Source organism: Tardiphaga sp. 619_E2_N8_4, assembly GCF_051810905.1.
In the GTDB taxonomy this organism is placed as follows: domain Bacteria; phylum Pseudomonadota; class Alphaproteobacteria; order Rhizobiales; family Xanthobacteraceae; genus Tardiphaga; species Tardiphaga robiniae.
The window spans coordinates 4,704,265-4,722,184 of the sequence record NZ_JBPWQJ010000001.1 but is presented as its reverse complement, the minus strand read 5'-3'; the positions used below and the strand labels follow the sequence as shown (position 1 = coordinate 4,722,184).

Genomic DNA, 17,920 nt, shown 5'->3' with positions numbered 1-17,920 from the left:
TCCGACCGACCGCAAGTCGGTCGGAGAGCCAATTAAACTTTAGCTGTTCGCTCGCGCGTTCATGCTTAACGTTCGGCCATCGGATAGCCACGAACACACCGCGGCTGGTAGTCCTCCGACGAGCCCAACCATCAAGATTGGCCATAAGTCGTTTGATCCTCCCCACATGAAAAGCATGATTAAGACTGCAGGGAGTGCTGCCGTCACCGCCGTTCCCATAACTCGGAGTGGCTTTGCAGAAAGCATCCAATCGACCCAAGCCAGCAGCAAGGCCGGGATAACCGCGATTGCGTAGGACGCAACCATCCAGTCGAGAAGATTCTTAAACCCATCAGGCGCCGTGAATACGACCAACGCAAGAGGCGGAAAGAGAGCCGGGAAAATCAGAAAGCGTTTCATGCCACCTTCGTCAGTTTTCGTGGCGATCTTGTTCAATTTTGAAGTCTCATAGTGTTGCCAGCGGCGTAGCCGGTGGGGGCCCCAAACCGGTCCTGCCGTCGTTATCCGTCAACGTAGCAGCGTGCTCAACGCAACAATTGCAGCACCAAGGCCGGGCTTGCGGCGACAACGGCACTCAAAGCGAAGCCGACAGAGCCTAGGGTGAGAGCGCCAACAAATCCGTGTTGCTGCCAGCCATAAGGAGCACTGAAAATGTGGCCGCTCCAACTACAGATATCGTCCATACAACTTGAATTGCGATCTTCAGAGTCGCCACGTCGGCGCTCCTATTCCACATTCAGATGAACCAATGCTGGGCCTTCGATGACCAAAGTTGCATGCGTCACTTATTGTCTGAAAATCTCGTGAGCCAGGTCAAGGCATATTCAAAGGCATTGATTGAAGAGAGCGTAGCGAAAGCCGCGTACCCGCTCGTTTCGCTTTCCCACTTGACGTCCGGCCCTTCCGCCACACCCGCCGGTGTACCGGCTCGCGGGGCTTCATTTGCTCACGGTGGTATTGCGTTCCATATTTTCGATGCGCCGAACGGAGATCTCAAATGAAGCTCAAACTTTCCGCCGCGCTGCTCGCCGCAAGCCTCCCGCTCTCATCGATAGCTTTCGCCCAGGGCACCGCGCCCGCCGACGTTGCAGTGATCAATGCTTGCCTGAAGACCGCGGAGGAAACCGGCGGTTTCGGCGGCGCGTGTGTCGGGCTCGTCACCGACCCCTGCATCAAAAAGGCGGAGGGCGTGAATGACGATGTCGCCAAATGGAAAGCCTGCGCGGCGCGCGAACTCGCCATTTGGACGCAGAAAACCAATGAGGCGCTAAAGAAGGTTGAGGCCGGCGGGTTCGCCGACAAGATCAAGGCGGTCAAGGACTCGCAGAAAACCTTCGCCGCGTCGCGTGATAGCTTCTGCTCGGTCTTCGACAAAGTCGAGCCCGGCATGTACCGGGGCGACGCGAACTACTGCCGCCTGCGCGAGACCGCGAACCGCGCGCTGAGCTTGATCAAGCTCGGCGCTGCGGTCAACGAGCACTGAGACCTCTTAGTCCCACTCTCAATTGTCTCTCGCATCGGCGTATCGTCGATGTGGGGACAGAGCGCGAGAGCTTTCCGCTGTTTTTGCAAACGACGTGACAGCCCTTCGAACAAAACCTGAAGTACCTCTTTCGTCACGATTTTATATGGTTCGACCATCCTTGTTAAACGAGAGAAGCTATTGCAGATGCGCTCAATTTCTAATGTAAGCCAATGCAGAGTTGATGGTCGAAAGTCGCTCTTCTTGCTCCTGCTTTTATTTGCGATCCCCTCGGATGACTGCTCCGCGCAGACACCGCCGCCCCCAATCAACGAACGTGCGTTCGAGCGCGTGCCGCCGACAGTCGTAACGAGGTTGGCGACCCGCTTTTCGCTAGGCTCATTTGCGGGCCGCTTCGAGGAGACGCGGCTCGACGCGGTTCGCGAAGTCCTGGGCGAAGGGACCATCCAACACCGAGGCGACGCTGGAGATAGTATCTATTGGCTGTGTTATCGGCGCGCGCAGCATCGATTGTGGATCGTGTCCGGCGGGGAGATAGGCGGCCCGGATCATCTCGTCACGGAAATCGTTGAAGAGCTCACCGAGAAAGACGCCGGGGCTTCGACCGATTGCGGCATTATCCCGGAAAAATTCTCGCCCGTCATCTTCGACGGCAAGCTGCATTTAGGTATGTCGCGTCAGGAGGTAATCACGGCGTTGGGACCGCCGTCGAAGTCGGAAGCTGCTCAGATCGTGTATTCGCACGAGGGAAAGCTCGCAGACGGTTTCGATGAGACCGCTTGGCTCATTCTCCGATTTCGTGAAAACAAGCTTGTGTCCATGCGCGGCGGCAAGACCACAACGAATTGAAGTGGCTGCGAGCAGCGTTCGCGCTTTGCGACGGATGGGAGCGAGCCATGCCCGCTCCCGCACGACCTGCATCACATATCCGAGCCGAATGCCTATCGATGCCCGGATGGCGGCTCATGGTTCAAAGCGGCCTCGCTCGCCGAAGCATGTTTCACGCGGTTTCAGCAACAAGGGGGCCCGGCCATCCCGCATCTCTTGGGGCCGACGATCGCCAACACCGGGATCGCCGGCTCACTTGTCTTCACGGCTCCTTAACTGCAATCGACGACCATCACGCGCAATGAGGTCGAACATGCGCTTGCGGTTGAAGGCTGACGGACGGATCGTCGAATTGCGGGACGGGCACGAGGTGCCGCTGGTTCCCGATATGCCTGTCGTGCCGGAGCCGGTCGCGGTGCGACCCGGCGAAGCCGAAGTTCGCGATCTGCGCCGCCGTGCGCAGCTGACCCAGATGGAATTTGCCGCGCGTCTTGGCGTTCCCGTCGAGACGATCCGCAATTGGGAGCAGGGCAAGCGCATGCCGCGCGGTCCGGCCCGTGCCTTGCTGGCGGTGATCGCACACGCACCGGAGACGGTGTTCGCGGCGCTTGCACCGGTTGCCGCGGACGCCTGAACGATCACTGTGGATCATCGCCTGCGCTGACGCGCCGGCCATGTCCTGGAAAAGCCTGTCGGCGTTCGTATCGTTGCTCCGTCCGAGGAGAAGATGATGCAGTTCGTGGAAGCAAACGGCGCCCGCATCCCGGCCATTGGCCTCGGGACATGGGAACTGCGCGGCCGCATTTGTGCGCGTGTCGTTGAACAGGCGATCCGGCTCGGCTATCGCCACATCGACACCGCACAGGTCTATGAGAACGAGCGCGATGTCGGCGAGGGCATTCATGCCGCGCACATTCGCCGTGACGAGATGTTCGTGACGACCAAGGTCTGGACTACGCATTTCGCGCCTCACAATCTCGAACGCTCCGTGAAGGAAAGCCTGACGCGGCTGCGCATGACCGAGGTCGATCTGCTGTTGCTGCACTGGCCGAACCCGCAGGTGCCGCTGGAGGAAACGCTCGGCGCGCTGGCGCATGCCAGGCAGATGGGCCTGACCAGGCATATAGGCCTGTCGAATTTCACCGTGGCGCTGATCGAACAGGCTGTGGCCGCATGTCCCGCGCCGCTGGTCTGCGATCAGGTCGAGTATCATCCCTATCTTGACCAGGTAAAGGTGCAGGGCGCCTGCCGGCAGAATGGTCTGGCCATGGTCGCCTACAGCCCCATCGCCCAAGGCAATGTCCGCGGCGATGAAACGCTTGCCGAGATCGGCAAGGCGCATGGCAAGAGCGCAGCACAGGTGTGCCTGCGCTGGCTGGTCCAGCAGGGCGCGGTGGCGATCCCGCGCACTTCCAAGGTCGAGCGTCTGTCGGAGAATATCGACGTGTTCGATTTCATGCTGTCCGAAAACGAGATGTCCCGGATTTCGCATCTGGCGCATCCGAAGGGGCGGCTGACTGACTACGGCTTCGCGCCGAAATGGGATTGATCCATCAAGCCAGCCGGCATTTGTTGCATTGATCTTGTGGACGGGATGGCTCATGCAGTGACACCGTCCGGCAAGCCAAGGGCCTCATGTTCTTCATATTCTCCAAGATGCTCGGCTTCTTCACGGAGCCGTCCAATGCGATCGCCATCATCTGCGTGGTCGGCATTGTGCTGGTGCTGCTGCAGCGCCAGCGTGTCGGAACATTGCTGGTGACCTTTGGCATCCTGTTGCTGCTGCTGTTCGGCTATTCGCCTGTTGGCAATGTGCTGATGCTGTCGCTGACCGAGCGTTTTCCGAAATGGCAGGACGATGGCCGTGCACCCGACGGCATCATCGTGCTCGGCGGCGCCATCGATTCGGATTCGTCCGCGGCCCGCGGCTCGCTGGAGATCAATTCGGCCGGCGAGCGGATAACGGCGATGCTGGAGCTGGCGCGCCGCTATCCGCAGGCGCGCATCGTCTTCACCGGCGGCGCCGGCAGCCTGATTGAAAAGTCGCTGTCCGAAGCGCCCGTTGCCGGCGAGCTGCTGCGGCGTTTCGGCGTGGCCCCCGAACGCGTCACGCTTGAAACCGCTTCCCGCACCACCGACGAAAATGCCGCCTTCACCGCAGGCCTGGTGTCGCCGAAGCCCGGCGAGCGCTGGCTGCTGGTGACGTCCGCCTGGCATATGCCGCGCGCGATCGGCGCGTTCCGCAGGGTCGGCTTCGATGTCGAAGCCTATCCGGTGGACTGGCGCACGCGCGGCTGGATCGATGCCACCGAGACCTTCGATTCTGCCAGCGCCGGCCTTGGCCGGAGCGACATCGCGGTTCACGAATGGGTCGGGCTGATCACCTATTGGCTCGCCGGCCGCAGCAGCGAGTTGCTGCCGGCGCCGAAGAAGCGGTGATGCGTCACTCCGCCTTCGGCAGCCCCAGCCGGTACACGCCGCGGAAGTCGTTGGGATCCTCGACCGGCTTGCCCTTGCGATAGATCACCAAGCGGTCGGCGAGCGCTAGCGTCACGGCGGCGCGGCGGATCGGCATCAAGAGCGCGTGCCAATCGCCCTCGGGCTCGATCACATGCGCAATCTCAGGAGGGCTCAGCGTGCCCGCGCCGTTGCGGGTGAGCGCGTCGAGGATGGCCTCGTCGAGCGGCAGGGCCTTGGGCTTCGGGGCGGCCGGTTTGGCGGCTGCCGGTTTCGGGGTCTTCGAACTGGGTTTGGACATGCTCTGCCATGACCCATCGTACCGCATGACGCAAGCTGTGGCTTGGCGGACATGGCGCGGGGCAGGGCGCGACGCTATGATCGGGCCAGTCGGCGTATAGAAGTCTCATTAGCCCCATGGAACCAAGACACCTCATCCGCGCAGCGATTGCCGTCTCGGTGGTCGGCCACCTCGCTTTGGCGGCCGGGGTCTATTTCGCCGATGCGCGTCCGATGGAGCAGCATGAGGAGAGCGTTGCCGTCGATCTGGTGACGCCGCAGCAGCTCGCAGAGGCCGAAAAGAAGGCCGAGGAGACGCCGCCGGAGCCTGAGAAAAAGCCAGAGAAGAAACCGGAGCCGGAATTTCGGCTGCCTGACCTGACCAACAAGCCGACCCTGGAAGAGCAGAAGACGCAGGCCGTCGCCGCCAAACCGCAGTCATCGGCGCAAAACACCCCGCCGCAGCCGCAGAAGACGTCGCCCCAGCAACCCGCACCGTCACCGCAGCAACAGGCCGCCCAGCAACCGCCGCCACCTCAGCAGCAAGCCCAGCAACAGCCGCAGGCCACTCCCGCAACGCCGCCTCCGTCAGCGCCTCCCGCTACGCAGCCGCCGTTGCAGCAGCAGGCTGCGCTGCAGGCTCAGCCGCCGGCGCCGCAACCGGGCCCACAGCAGGTGCCGCCGCAGCCCGAGGCCGATATCACCGTGAAATACGGCGTCATGCTGGGCTTGCCTGAAGGCTTCGGCGGCGGCGCCGCGTCGGAGCAGGCGGACCTGTCCAAGCTGGATATCGCCGCTTTCCGGCGGCATCTCAAAACCTGTTCGAAATTGCCCACCACCGTCGCGCGCGGCGATGACGCCAAGGTCAAGCTGCGCGCCGTGTTCTCGCCGGATGGCCGGCTGATCGCCGAGCCCACGGTGATCGAGGTCCGGCGGCCGGCCAAGGCGGCGCTGCTGATGCAGGCAGCCAAACAGGCGCTGGAAGCCTGCCAGCCTTATGCGATGCTGCCAGCCGACAAATACGACGAGTGGAAAGTGCTCGATCTCGATTTTACGCCGCAGGATTTCGCGGGGTAACCCTTATTTCGGCGTCAGGCGCCATGGCCTGCCAGGCATTGGAAGCGAACTGTCGGCGCCAGGTCACGATCACCACGGCAGCCGTCGAGACCAGAAACACCCAGGGGCTGACGAACCAGCCGAGATAGCCGAGCGCGAAGAAGAAGGCGCGCTGCCCACGGTTGAAGTGCCGGGCCGCCGCGCCGAACATCCTGGTCGTGCGCACCACATGCGCTTCGGCCTCCGGCGTGTCGCGCTTCGAGGCCAGCGGCATCGCGCCGATCAGGATCGCGACATAGTTGAACAGCCGGTACGACCAGGCGAATTTGAAGAACGCATAGACGAAAATCAGAATCAGCCCGAAGCACTTGATCTCCCACATGCCGGGCGTGGTGTTGAAGCCGAGCGGCAGGTTCTGCATCATCGGCATCACTTCATTGGTGGCGCGCAGCAGGGCCAGCGAGCCGCCGATGGCGATCAGCGTGGTCGATGCAAACCACGCGGTACCGTTCTGCAGCGAGGTCATGATGTGGGTATCGACGATGCGCGCCTCGCGCTCCAGCAGGCGGCGCATCCAGACCTCACGATAGCCGTGCATGCGTGCGGACAGGCTGTCGCGGCCGTATTTGGTGTGCTCCAGCGTGATCGCATAGGTCGTCCACTCCAGGATGAAGAAGCCCAGCGCGAAGACGTCGACCCAGGAATAGTTGATCATGAAGCACCCATCGTATCAGTTGGCACTTCTGCCACGCATGCCGTGATGCAGCAACAAGCCTGTGCACGCGGCTTGCTTGCAGAGGCGCATGCGTGGCAATTTACCGGTGTCGCAAGGAGTGGTTGATGTCGCTGTCGCTGGTGATCGGTAACAAGAATTATTCGTCGTGGTCGATGCGGCCATGGGTTGCGCTGAAGGCTGCCGGCATCCCCTTCGAGGAGGTGTTTGTCCCGCTCTATACGGATGCCGCCGACAAGCAGCGCATTCTCGATGTGACCCCGTCAGGTAAGGTGCCGGCGCTCGTCGATGGCGAGATCACGGTGTGGGATTCGCTGGCGATCATCGAATATGCCGCCGAGCGTTTTCCGGACGCAAAGCTGTGGCCGGAGGACCGGGCCGCGCGCGCCCATGCGCGTTCGGTATCCGCCGAGATGCATTCCGGTTTCATGCCGCTGCGCAACGAATGCGGCATGAACCTGCACCGGCCGGTCCGCGCGAAGGCGCTGTCCGACGATGCCAAGGCCAGTATCCGGCGTATCCAGCAGATCTGGGCCGATTGCCGCGCACGCTACGGCAAATATGGACCGTATCTGTTCGGCGCCTTCAGCGGCGCGGATGCCATGTATGCGCCGGTGGTGCACCGGTTCCTGACCTACGACATCGATGTCACGCCGGAAGCCCGTGCGTATATGGATACGATGCAGGCGCTGCCGGCGTTTCGGCAATGGACCGACGAGGGCCTCGCCGAGACCATTGTCATTCCGCGCTTCGAGGATGACTAAAAACCGCCACGATTTCGTCATGACCGGGGCCGTGCCATAACAACCGCATATTGCGGGTTCATGGCAGCCGGACTTTCTTTGGAAGCATTTTCTTCGGAAGCAGGGCTTTCTTTGGAAAATTGGCTTCCACACATGCGGGGACGACTCGATGAACGGGGTATGGGCGAATTCGCTCGATCAAATCTGGCGCGCGCCGACGCTTCCGATGTGGCTCGCGCTGGCTGCCTCCATCTTCTTCGCCCTGATCGTGCTGGCGACGCTGCTGCGCGCCGAGAAGTCCGTCGCCAATGGTGCGTTGACCGTGATCACGCTGCTGGCGATCGGCGTTGCTGCTGCGGCGACGTTGCGTAAATCCGAAACCGCCGGGCAGGACGCCTCGCACGCCGCCGTTGCAGTGCCTCAGGTGAATGCCTCGCTGCCGGCGCTGTCCTGCCTCGACGATCTCGCCGGCGATATGGTGCTCGCGGGCTGCGAGAAGGTGTTGTTTGGCTCGGCGGATTCGGTGGCGGCTGCCGTATCGGCCTCGGCTGCACAGATCAATCGTTTGACGTCGTATGGCGATGTCGCCGCAGCGAATAAATCTATGACGCCTGAATTGGCGGGGCTGCGCCGCGCGATCGAACGCGATCGCTACGGTCTGATTGCCTATGTGCTGCAATCGCGCGATCGCTGCATGCCGGAAAGCTGCGCTGCCTATGCCGCGCTGACCGATCACAAGCGGATTGCCGCGAATATGGAAGAGCGCACCTATGAGGGCCTCGTGACACGCTATGCGCCCGGCTGGAACGCGCCGCCTGCGGCTGCGGCCGCAGCGACGGGCGCGCTGGCCGGATTGCCGGCGTCGGTTCCGACCGGAAAGCCGACCACGGCCGATTTCCCGTCATCATCCTCGATCCCGCCGATCTCGATCATGACGGAAACGCCCGTGAAGCCACCGGCGGCCGCCAATGCGCAGGCGCCTGCACCGCGCGCCGCGTCGACAACGCCGCCACCTGCGGCTGCGAAGAAGCAGCCCGCGCCGAAGACCGCCGCTCGTCCACAGGCGCCTGCCGCCCCAGCGCCCGTGCAGCTTGCACCGGAGGCTCCGCCGGCCGATAACTGAGCGGTGGATAACGCCTTGTAAAACCGTGTCGCACTGCCGATTTCTGACCCATGCCCCTGCATCTCATCAAGCTCGCCGTCGGCTGCGAATCCATCGCGGATTTCAAGAGCTATCTCTCCGAACGGATGCGCGCAGCAAAAGCGCGCGGCGCACCTCAGCATCACATCCACATCACCCGCATGGTGCCGAAACGCGATGTCGAACTGCTCGATGGCGGTTCGCTCTACTGGGTGATCAAGGGCGAGATCGCGCTGCGTGAGAAAATTCTCGCTATCGAACCGTTCCGCGACAGCGACGGTATCAACCGCTGTCGCCTGGTGATGCAGCCGAAACCGGTCACGGTCGCGCCGCGCCCGCTGCGCCCGTTCCAGGGCTGGCGCTATCTCACCGACAAGGACGCCCCGCCGGATCTCGGCAAGGCTGCCGCGAGTATCGAGGCAATGCCGGAGCCGATGCGGCGCGAGCTGCGGGAATTGGGGCTGCTGTAGGGCAGGGCTCGCTCGTCATTCCGCCCATACTCGTCATTCCGGGGCGTGCGTCGCCGGCGCAGCCGGCAGAGCGCGAACCCGGAATCCCGGTGTGTTTTCCGCTGAACATGCCGAGATTCCGGGCTCGGTCCCGTCGCCTGCGGCGCCGGTCCCGCCCCGGAATGACAGTTTGGGGCGCTCCGAACATTTTTTCCTATCTCTCGTTGACAACATCCCCATCAGGTTTATATTCCCCTCCGTCCTGCCCCACCGAGAGGGGCGATCGCGATCGTCACGTTCGCGGGGTGGGATGCGGTGGACGCCGGAGATGCGGCGTCACGCGGTTTGGGGGTGACGTCTGTCTTCGGGCAGGACGGATCTGCGCCAGCACTGCCACTGGCAAGGAGACGGCCGACCTTGGGATGGACAGACCCCTGGACAGTGTGACGGACGACCAAGTCGAAACGCGTTCGGCCAAGTGCTTTGCGGCTACCCTGTCCCTCCGCCCTGGGACATTAATTTTGGTGATGGGACCGTTCGCCATGGCAGATGTGCAGGCAACCGAAAAAACACCGCAGGCGGAACGTCGGGCACTTGCTCGGCGCCTCCGAAAGTCCTGATGCACACTCAATTGCGGAAGACCGCATCGCATCAGGCCCAAGGGTGCAACGGGCACCTGGCGTTCCGCACGCCCTCTCACAAGGGGGCGGGAATGCAAAGCACGACGGCGCCCCCGCGCCGCAAACAATGGGGGCGATAACGCATGTCTGAAGAGCGGGGCTGTTTGACAGTTGAATCCGCATCGAACGTCGCGGCCTGCGCGTAACGCGCGCTGTCGTCGGCACCGTCCAGCCCACCACTTCCGGAAATCCTGACCTCCGCTTTTGTGAGAGCTCGCTGACCAGATTGGTAAACAGCTTAATCACTGGCGAAAAAGCTCCCGGCTGTGTTGCATCCATTCCGCTCTGTGAAATTCACGTCCGCAGCGTGAAATGTTGTCGCTTGCCAAGGCTGCCGTGAAAGGTCACAAAAAACTGAACTGGGACGAAACACCAATCGGAGAGACGTTTGAGCATCAAGGGCAAGGCATATATCGCCGGCATCTACGAACACCCGACCCGGCACGCGCCGGATAAATCCATTGCGCAGTTGCATGCCGAAGTCGCCAAGGGTGCGCTCGAGGATGCAGGCCTCACGCATAAGGATGTCGACGGCTATTTCTGCGCAGGCGATGCGCAAGGGGGCCTGTGGCCGATGGTCGACTATCTCGGCCTCAAGCCGCGTCACGTCGACTCCACCGAGACCGGCGGCTGCTCCTACATCATCCATCTCGGCCATGCCGCGCAGGCGATCGCTGCGGGCAAGTGCTCGATCGCACTCGTCACACTGGCCGGCAAGCCACGCACCGGCGCGATGCCGCCGCGTCTGCAGGGCGCTGAAGCCGATTTCGAGACCGCTTATGGTGCGACCACGCACAATGCCTATGGCATGTGTGCCATGCGTCATATGCACGACTACGGTACGACCAGCGAACAGCTCGCCTGGATCAAGGTCGCAGCCTCGCATCACGCGCAATACAACCCGCATGCGATGCTCAAGGACGTCGTCACCGTCGAGGACGTGCTGAACTCGCCGATGATCTCCGATCCGCTGCATCGCATGGATTGCTGTGTCGTCTCGGACGGCGGTGGCGCGATGATCGTGACCACGCCCGAGATTGCGAAGAGCCTGAAGAAGCCGCTGGTGCGGCTGATCGGCCATGGCGAGGCGATGAAGGGTCCGCGCGGCGGCAAAGATCTCGACCTCACTTACTCCGCCGGCGTGTGGTCCGGTCCGCGCGCGTTCGAAGAAGCGGGCGTGACGCCGCAGGACATGAAGTATGCGTCGATCTATGACAGCTTCACCATCACCGTGTTGATGCAGCTCGAAGACCTCGGCTTCTGCAAGAAGGGCGACGGCGGCAAGTTCGTCTCCGACGGCAACCTGATCTCGGGCGTCGGCAAGCTGCCGTTCAACACCGATGGCGGCGGCCTGTGCAGCAACCATCCCGTCAATCGCGGCGGCATGACCAAGATTCTCGAAGCCGTGCGCCAGCTGCGCGGCGAAGCCCATCCCAAGGTGCAGGTGCCGAATTGCGATCTCGCGATCGCCCACGGCACCGGAGGCCTGCTCGGCGTACGTCACGCCGCATCGACCGCTATTCTGGAGCGCGTGTAATGACTGAAGCCAAGAAGTATCCGACGCCCGCTGGCAATCCTGAATCGCAGCCGTTCTGGGATGCGGCCAAGGATGGCAAGTTCATGATCAAGCGCTGCACGACCTGCGGCGAAGCGCATTTCTTCCCGCGCGCGATCTGCCCGTTCTGCTTCTCCGACAAGACCGAATGGGAGCAGTCGTCGGGCGAGGGCGAGATCTACACCTACAGCCACATGCGCAAATCGGCGACCGGTCCTTACGTGATCGCCTATGTGACGCTGAAGGAAGGCCCCTCGGTGCAGACCAACATCGTCGACTGCGATCCGGGCAGTCTGAAGATCGGCCAGAAGGTGAAACTGGTGTGGAAGCCCACCGACGGCGCGCCGCTGCCGTTCTTCACGCCGGTGTAGCGACACACTCAAACTGTCATCACCCGCGAAAGCGGGTGATCCAGTAAACGCCGAAAGGCCTGTTGTACTGGATCGCCCGGTCAAGCCGGGCGATGACAGTTCGGGACAAACCCAACAAGCAAGAAAATCGGGAGCGAGCTCAAATGCCCATCAACTACGAAGCCCTGATGGCGATGAAGAACATCGGCCAGAAGTATGCCTGGACCGATCGCGAAGTGATGCTCTACGCCTATGGCATCGGCATGGGCGCCGATCCGATGGACGAGCGTGAACTCGCTTTCGTCAACGAGGGCACCTACACGCCGCGTCCGCTGAAAGTCGTGCCGACCTATGCGTCGGTCGCGGCCTGGGGTTCAAGCCCCGGCGAGATGAACCTCAACAAGCTGCTGGTTGTCGATGGCGAGCGCGACATCACCTTCCACAAGCCGCTGCCGGTGGCTGCGAAGATCACCGCCGATAGCAGTGTGCTCGGCGTGTTCGACAAGGGCGCCGACAAGGGTGCCGTGATCCTGCACCAGACCATCCTGCGCGATGAAGCTGGCGAGGCGCTGGCGACTCTCGTGGCCTCACGTTTTGCGCGCGGCGATGGCGGCTTCGGTGGCAAGTCCGAAGGCCAGCCCGAGCCGCATGCGATGCCGAAGCGCGCGCCGGACAAGACCGTCGATATCACCACGCGGCCCGATCAGGCGCTGATCTATCGCCTGTGCGGCGATCGCAACCCGCTGCATTCGGATCCGGAATTCGCCAAGCGCGCCGGCTTCCCGCGGCCGATCCTGCACGGCATGTGCACCTATGGCATCACCTGCCGCGGCGTGCTGCAGACCTATGCCGATTACGATCCCTCCGCCTTCAAGCAGCATGCGGTGCGGTTCTCGTCGCCGGTGTTTCCCGGCGAAACCGTCAGCATGGATCTGTGGAAGGACGGCAACGTGGTGTCGTTCGAGGCCAAGGTGAAGGAACGCGGCGTCACCGTGATCAAGAGCGGCAGGACGGTGCTGGCGTAACTCAATCCTCTCGACGTCATGCCCGGCCTTGTCCCGGGCATCCACGTCTTGGTCAAAACGTGAGACGTGGATGGCCGGGTCAAGCCCGGCCATGACGGAGCAAAACAAAAAACAAAATCATAAAAATACAGGGAGCGTGCCATGGGTCTTCTCGACGGCAAGGTTGCCATCATCACTGGCGCCGGTGGCGGCCTCGGTGAAGCCTACGCAAAGCTGTTCGCACGCGAAGGCGCATCCGTCGTGGTCAACGATCTCGGCGGCCCGCGCGATGGCTCAGGCTCCGATCTCTCGATGGCGCAGCAGGTCGTCGACGCCATCAAGAAGGAAGGCGGCAAAGCCGTCGCCAATGGCTCCGACATCTCGACCATGGCCGGTGGCCAATCCGTGTTCGACGATGCCATCAACGCGTTCGGCAAGGTCGACATCCTCGTCAACAATGCCGGCATCCTGCTCGACCAGACCTTCGCCAAGGCGTCCGAGGCAGCGTGGGACAAGGTCATGAAGGTGCATCTCAAAGGCACATTCTGCGTCACCCAGCCGGCCTTCAAATGGATGAAGGAAAACGGCGGCGGCGTCATCGTCAACACGTCCTCGACTTCCGGCCTGATCGGCAATTTCGGCCAGAGCAATTACGGCGCAGCCAAGGGCGGCATCTGGGGCCTGTCCAATGTACTGGCCATCGAAGGCCGCAAATACAATATCCGCGTCTGGACGCTGGCGCCGGGCGCGCTGACCCGCATGACCGCCGACCTGCCGCGCTATATCGAGAATCCCGGCGCCGCGCTCGGTCCGGACGGCATCGCGCCGGCGGTGCTCTACATGGTCAGCGACCTCTCAGGGAGCCGGACCGGCAAGGTGCTCGGCGTATCCGGCCCGCGCGGCGTCCGCGAGATGAAGATGATGGAAATGGAAGGCTGGAAACCGCCCCATGACGGCTGGAGTGCGCAGGACGTGGTGACTCATGCCGGCGAGATCTTCTTCTCGGAGGAAGATACCAAACACGGCGCGCGGCGGTTCTAGGTCCATGACCTCAGGGATGCTCACGCTTCGCGGCGCGCATCCCGACGAGGCCGCAGCGCTGACCGAACTCTGCCTGCGCTCCAAGGCCGTCTGGGGCTATGACGCTGCCTTCATGGCGGCGTGCCGTGATGAACTCACGCTGACGCCTGAGACTTTTGGCAGCTCGCTACTTCAGGTCGCCGTCCGCGACGGACGCGTGATCGGCATGGTTCAGGTCAGGATCGCGGGCGAAGTCGCCCAGCTCGACAGACTGTTCGTCGAGCCGGATCAACTGCGATCAGGAGCAGGGCGTATCCTGCTGGACTGGGCAAAGGCAGCAGCGCGCCAAGTGGGTGCCGTGGTCATGATCATTGAGGCTGATCCGGGCGCAGCCGGGTTTTACCGCCGTGAGGGGGCGGTGGATGCGGGAACGGTCGCGTCCGGCTCGATACCGGGGCGATGCATTCCGAAGCTGTCTCTCGCACTTTGAAGCCTTGTTGATGGATGATAGTGTCCGGCCAGAATGTCCGTTCCAAGCGCCAATATCCAGAGAGTAACCATGAAACTGACCGCCAAAGCCGCCGGCACCTTCGCCATCGCACCGACCCCGTTCCTCGACGACGGCCGCATCGACGACAAATCGATCGACGGCCTGACGGATTTCTATGCCCAGGTCGGCTGTGATGGCGTAACCGTGCTCGGCATCATGGGCGAGGCGCCGAAGCTGGAAGGGGCCGAGTCCGAGGCCGTGGCCACCCGCTTCATCAAGCGCGCCGGCGACAAGATGCAGATCATCGTCGGCGTTTCCGCCCCCGGTTTCGCCGCCATGCGTTCGCTGGCGCTGAAATCGATGGATGCCGGCGCTGCCGGCGTCATGATCGCCCCGCCGCCGCATCTGCGCACCGACGACCAGATCACCAACTATTTCAAGCAGGCGGTGGATGCCATTGGCGATGACGTGCCGTGGGTGCTGCAGGATTATCCGCTGACCCTCACCGTGGTCATGACCCCCGCCGTGATCCGCAAGATCATCATGGACTCCAAGTCCTGCGTGATGCTGAAGCACGAGGACTGGCCGGGCCTGGAGAAGATCACCGCGCTGCGCAACTTCCAGAAGGACGGCAGCTTGCGCGAAACCTCGATCCTCACCGGCAATGGCGGCGTGTTCCTGGATTTCGAAATGGAACGCGGCGCTGATGGCGCGATGACGGGTTATGCCTTCCCTGAGCTGTTGATCGACGTCGTCAATCTCCAGAAGAAGGGTGAGCGCGACAAGGCACATGATCTGTTCGACGCGCATCTGCCGCTGATCCGCTACGAGCAGCAGCTCGGCATCGGTCTCGCCGTTCGTAAATACGTGCTGCAGAAGCGCGGCGTTATTGCATCAAGCGCGCAGCGCAAGCCGGGTGTGGCGATCACGGCGCAGGCGAAGGCGGAGGTCGATTATCTCCTCTCGCGCGTCGCGCGCTACGACAAACGCGCGAACATCGCACCGCAGTCGAGCGCTGCGGGTTAATAACTCCCCAGAAGTGTCATGGCCGGGCTTGACCCGGCCATCCATCTTCAGGGTTGCCAAGTAGAAGATGGATGCCCGGACCAAGTCCGGGCATGACAAACGAGAGGTCGGCGATCGCCGGCACAACAGGCATCAAAGAATGCCGATCAGGGAGAAACTGAATGCCAAGCGAGCTCGGCGTTGTGCGTCCTGCTTCCACCATCCTGCTGCTGCGCAAGGGTGCAACCGACGCCATCGACGTCTTCATGATGGTGCGGCACTATCAGATCGAATTCGCATCGGGGGCGCTGGTGTTTCCTGGCGGCAGCGTCGATGCCGGAGATCGCGAGATCGGCACACAGTCCGAGCTCTATAGCGGCGGCCGGGGCCTCGATCCCGATATGCTGGCATTCCGTATCGCCGCGATCCGCGAGACCTTCGAGGAAAGCCGCATTCTGCTCGCGCGGCCGCGGGGCTCGAACGACTTGATCGCTGCGACGAAGGCGAGCGCCATCGCTGATCAGCATCGCGACGCGCTGAACGAGGGCAAGGTCAAATTCGCCGATATCATCGCCGAGAACGATCTGGAGCTCGCGCTCGATCTGCTCGTGCCCTACGCACACTGGATCACGCCGGAAGGCATGAAGAAGCGGTTCGACACCTGGTTCTTCCTCGCCGAGGCGCCGCCCGAACAGGTCGGCATGCATGACGGCAAGGAGTCCACGGACTCGATCTGGCTGTCGCCGCGCGAAGCGCTGGAAGGCGGCGCATCGGGCCGTTTCACGCTGCCGTTCCCGACCACGCGCAATCTCATCAAGCTCGGTAAGCAGCCCAGCGTCGCGGGGGCACTCGACGACGCCAACCGCACCACGATCGTCAGCGTCACGCCCATCGTCACGCGCGATGGCGACAAGCGCCAGCTACGGATTCCGATCGAGGCCGGCTATGACGGCGAGGTGTTCGAACTCACCGGCGCGCCATAGCGCGCTGGTCTATCCCGCTTTGGCTTGCGGCGCCGCGGCGGCATTCTCCCAGAATGGCCGCCGCAACTCGCGTTTCAGCACCTTGCCCGCACCCGACAGCGGAAACGGTTCGCTGCGCACGTCCACGCTACGCGGGCACTTGTAGCCGGCGATCTTCTCCTTGCAGAAAGCGATGATCTCGGCGGCATTGACACCCGCACCGGGTTTTGGAATGACGAAGGCGTGCACGGTCTCGCCCCATTGCGGGTCGGGAATGCCGATCACGGCGCATTGCGCTACGGCAGGATGTTGAGCAACGACATTCTCGACTTCGGTAGAGTAGACGTTCTCGCCGCCGGAGATGATCATGTCCTTCACCCGGTCGACGAGATAAATATAGCCTTCGTCGTCCATGTAGCCGCCGTCGCCCGTGTGCATCCAGCCGTCGATGACGGCCTTCGCAGTTTCTTCGGGGCGCTCCCAATAGCCCATCATGACATTCTGGCCGCGGACGGCGACTTCGCCGACCTCGCCATTCGGCACAGGATTGCGATCGGCGTCGACGATGCGGGCCTCGCAGCCGATCGCCGCGCGGCCACAGGCGCGCTGACGGTTCTTGGCAGTGGCTTCCTCACCGATATGCTGATCCCACGGCAGATGCGTCGCCAGCGGTGACAGTTCGGTCATGCCATAGAGCTGATGGAATTCGGTATCGGGCATTCCGGCCATCGCGCGCTTCAAGAGCGCTTCGTTGATTGGCGAGGCGCCGTACATCATCAGCTTGAGCGAGGAGAAATCGGCCGATGCGAATGTGGGGTGATCGACCAGCATCTGGATCATGGTCGGAACGATCAACGTCGCCGATACTTTCTCGCGGGCGATGGTCTGCATCACCAACTCCGGATTGAACATCCGGACGATGACATTGGTGCCGCCAGAGGCCAGTGAGGTGAACATCACGCCGCCATTGGCGACGTGAAACATCGGTGCGGCGTTGAGATAGACCGAGCCGTAAGGCAGCAGGCCTTCGCTCATCATGTGCAGCGAGTTGCTCATGATATTGCCGTGGCTCAGCATCACGCCCTTGGAGCGGCCTGTCGTTCCGCCGGTGTAAAAGATACCTGCTAGATCCTCGCGTGTCCGCATCGCATCCGGCACCGGCTCTGTCGACTTGACGAGTTCATCGTAATTATGCGCTTCCGCGGGACCCTTTTCGTCGTCCGCATAGACCAGCGTGAGCGGCATGGCCTTGGCGAGTTCGACGCCCATGGCGGCGAAGGCACTGTCGACGACCAGCGCGCTGGCGCGGCAGTCGAGCAGGGAGTCGAGAATTTCGGCCTGACTCCAGCGCACATTGGTCGGCACGATCACAGCGCCGGCCCAGGCGATACCCAGATAGAGTTCGAGATAGCGGTCGGAGTTCAGCATCAGCACCGCCACGCGGTCGCCGTGCTTGACGCCAAGCTTTTGCAGCGCACCCGCAAGGCGGGCAACACGGTCACCAACCTCGCGCCATGTTCGGCGGCGATCGCCGTCGATGGTGGCTATCGTCTGCGGGCTGGTCTGCAGCGCACGGCGCAGGCCTTGCGTGATATTCATGGCGCTTCCCCTTGGTATTGCGGATGCTGCGTGCATCTCTGTAGCGCGATCATAGCGATGGGTGAGGGGCGGGCAAGCGTAGCCAA

At 62.5% G+C, this 17,920-nt stretch carries 20 protein-coding genes; 16 read left to right on the top strand and 4 right to left on the bottom strand.

The features are described 5' to 3' along the window. Window positions 1-39: 39 nt before the first annotated feature. On the bottom strand, window positions 40-435 hold the full coding sequence (locus AB8A23_RS22740; protein WP_439058152.1) for a hypothetical protein: 396 nt from the start codon (window positions 433-435) through the stop codon (window positions 40-42). Between the two features lie 562 nt (window positions 436-997). Between AB8A23_RS22740 and AB8A23_RS22735 the strand changes: the two genes are divergently transcribed. The 5 genes from AB8A23_RS22735 (at window position 998) to AB8A23_RS22715 (ending at window position 4,750) form a co-directional block, all read left to right on the top strand. Then, complete coding sequence (locus AB8A23_RS22735; protein WP_439058153.1) at window positions 998-1,483, top strand: lysozyme inhibitor LprI family protein; 486 nt, start codon at window positions 998-1,000, stop codon at window positions 1,481-1,483. 186 nt (window positions 1,484-1,669) lie between these two features. Continuing rightward, window positions 1,670-2,332, top strand: a complete 663-nt coding sequence (locus tag AB8A23_RS22730) for a hypothetical protein (protein WP_439066028.1) — start codon at window positions 1,670-1,672, stop codon at window positions 2,330-2,332. A 292-nt stretch (window positions 2,333-2,624) separates the two neighbouring features. Continuing rightward, the gene (locus AB8A23_RS22725) at window positions 2,625-2,945 is read left to right on the top strand and encodes a helix-turn-helix domain-containing protein (RefSeq protein ID WP_081421759.1); all 321 of its coding nucleotides are present in this window, start codon (window positions 2,625-2,627) and stop codon (window positions 2,943-2,945) included. Window positions 2,946-3,041: 96 nt separating this feature from the next. Next, on the top strand, window positions 3,042-3,860 hold the full coding sequence (locus AB8A23_RS22720) for an aldo/keto reductase (protein ID WP_439058155.1): 819 nt from the start codon (window positions 3,042-3,044) through the stop codon (window positions 3,858-3,860). Window positions 3,861-3,946: 86 nt separating this feature from the next. Next, window positions 3,947-4,750 (top strand): YdcF family protein, encoded by an 804-nt coding sequence (locus AB8A23_RS22715; protein ID WP_439058156.1) that lies wholly within the window; start codon window positions 3,947-3,949, stop codon window positions 4,748-4,750. Window positions 4,751-4,754: 4 nt separating this feature from the next. Here AB8A23_RS22715 and AB8A23_RS22710 read toward each other — a convergent pair whose 3' ends face one another. After that, window positions 4,755-5,069 carry a DUF3253 domain-containing protein gene (locus AB8A23_RS22710; RefSeq protein WP_439058157.1) on the bottom strand — a complete coding sequence of 105 codons (315 nt, stop codon included), beginning with the start codon at window positions 5,067-5,069 and terminating at the stop codon, window positions 4,755-4,757. A 116-nt stretch (window positions 5,070-5,185) separates the two neighbouring features. On the opposite strand from AB8A23_RS22710, the gene AB8A23_RS22705 reads away from it, so the two are divergent. After that, window positions 5,186-6,124 (top strand): hypothetical protein, encoded by a 939-nt coding sequence (locus AB8A23_RS22705; RefSeq protein ID WP_439058158.1) that lies wholly within the window; start codon window positions 5,186-5,188, stop codon window positions 6,122-6,124. Here the strand turns inward: AB8A23_RS22705 and AB8A23_RS22700 are convergent. Next, entirely contained in the window at window positions 6,099-6,815 is a 717-nt protein-coding gene (locus AB8A23_RS22700; RefSeq protein WP_439060476.1) for a DUF599 domain-containing protein, read from the bottom strand. The genes AB8A23_RS22705 and AB8A23_RS22700 overlap by 26 nt on opposite strands. Window positions 6,816-6,943: 128 nt before the next feature. On the opposite strand from AB8A23_RS22700, the gene AB8A23_RS22695 reads away from it, so the two are divergent. From AB8A23_RS22695 to AB8A23_RS22650, 10 genes are all read left to right on the top strand, one after another. Continuing rightward, entirely contained in the window at window positions 6,944-7,600 is a 657-nt protein-coding gene (locus AB8A23_RS22695) for a glutathione S-transferase family protein (RefSeq protein WP_439058159.1), read from the top strand. Window positions 7,601-7,748: 148 nt separating this feature from the next. Then, window positions 7,749-8,702 carry a hypothetical protein gene (locus AB8A23_RS22690; protein WP_439058160.1) on the top strand — a complete coding sequence of 318 codons (954 nt, stop codon included), beginning with the start codon at window positions 7,749-7,751 and terminating at the stop codon, window positions 8,700-8,702. Window positions 8,703-8,752: 50 nt separating this feature from the next. Beyond that, window positions 8,753-9,190 (top strand): DUF1489 family protein, encoded by a 438-nt coding sequence (locus AB8A23_RS22685; RefSeq protein ID WP_068730674.1) that lies wholly within the window; start codon window positions 8,753-8,755, stop codon window positions 9,188-9,190. A 1,047-nt stretch (window positions 9,191-10,237) separates the two neighbouring features. Then, window positions 10,238-11,386, top strand: a complete 1,149-nt coding sequence (locus AB8A23_RS22680; RefSeq protein WP_089267251.1) for a thiolase domain-containing protein — start codon at window positions 10,238-10,240, stop codon at window positions 11,384-11,386. Next, window positions 11,386-11,775 carry a Zn-ribbon domain-containing OB-fold protein gene (locus tag AB8A23_RS22675; protein ID WP_439058161.1) on the top strand — a complete coding sequence of 130 codons (390 nt, stop codon included), beginning with the start codon at window positions 11,386-11,388 and terminating at the stop codon, window positions 11,773-11,775. Before AB8A23_RS22680 ends, AB8A23_RS22675 begins: the two co-directional genes overlap by 1 nt. A 143-nt stretch (window positions 11,776-11,918) precedes the next feature. Then, on the top strand, window positions 11,919-12,779 hold the full coding sequence (locus AB8A23_RS22670) for a MaoC/PaaZ C-terminal domain-containing protein (RefSeq protein ID WP_439058162.1): 861 nt from the start codon (window positions 11,919-11,921) through the stop codon (window positions 12,777-12,779). A gap of 141 nt (window positions 12,780-12,920) precedes the next feature. Further along, window positions 12,921-13,799, top strand: a complete 879-nt coding sequence (locus AB8A23_RS22665) for an SDR family oxidoreductase (RefSeq protein ID WP_439058163.1) — start codon at window positions 12,921-12,923, stop codon at window positions 13,797-13,799. A 16-nt stretch (window positions 13,800-13,815) separates the two neighbouring features. Next, entirely contained in the window at window positions 13,816-14,268 is a 453-nt protein-coding gene (locus tag AB8A23_RS22660; RefSeq protein ID WP_093758833.1) for a GNAT family N-acetyltransferase, read from the top strand. A 69-nt stretch (window positions 14,269-14,337) separates the two neighbouring features. Next, window positions 14,338-15,294: a dihydrodipicolinate synthase family protein gene (locus AB8A23_RS22655; protein ID WP_439058164.1), complete on the top strand. Its 957-nt coding sequence runs from the start codon at window positions 14,338-14,340 to the stop codon at window positions 15,292-15,294. A gap of 161 nt (window positions 15,295-15,455) precedes the next feature. Beyond that, a complete protein-coding gene (locus tag AB8A23_RS22650; protein ID WP_439058165.1) occupies window positions 15,456-16,256 on the top strand; it encodes an NUDIX hydrolase in 801 nt (266 codons plus the stop codon). 9 nt (window positions 16,257-16,265) lie between these two features. Here the strand turns inward: AB8A23_RS22650 and AB8A23_RS22645 are convergent, their stop codons facing one another. Next, window positions 16,266-17,834: a long-chain-fatty-acid--CoA ligase gene (locus AB8A23_RS22645; protein ID WP_439058166.1), complete on the bottom strand. Its 1,569-nt coding sequence runs from the start codon at window positions 17,832-17,834 to the stop codon at window positions 16,266-16,268. Window positions 17,835-17,920 lie beyond the last annotated feature (86 nt).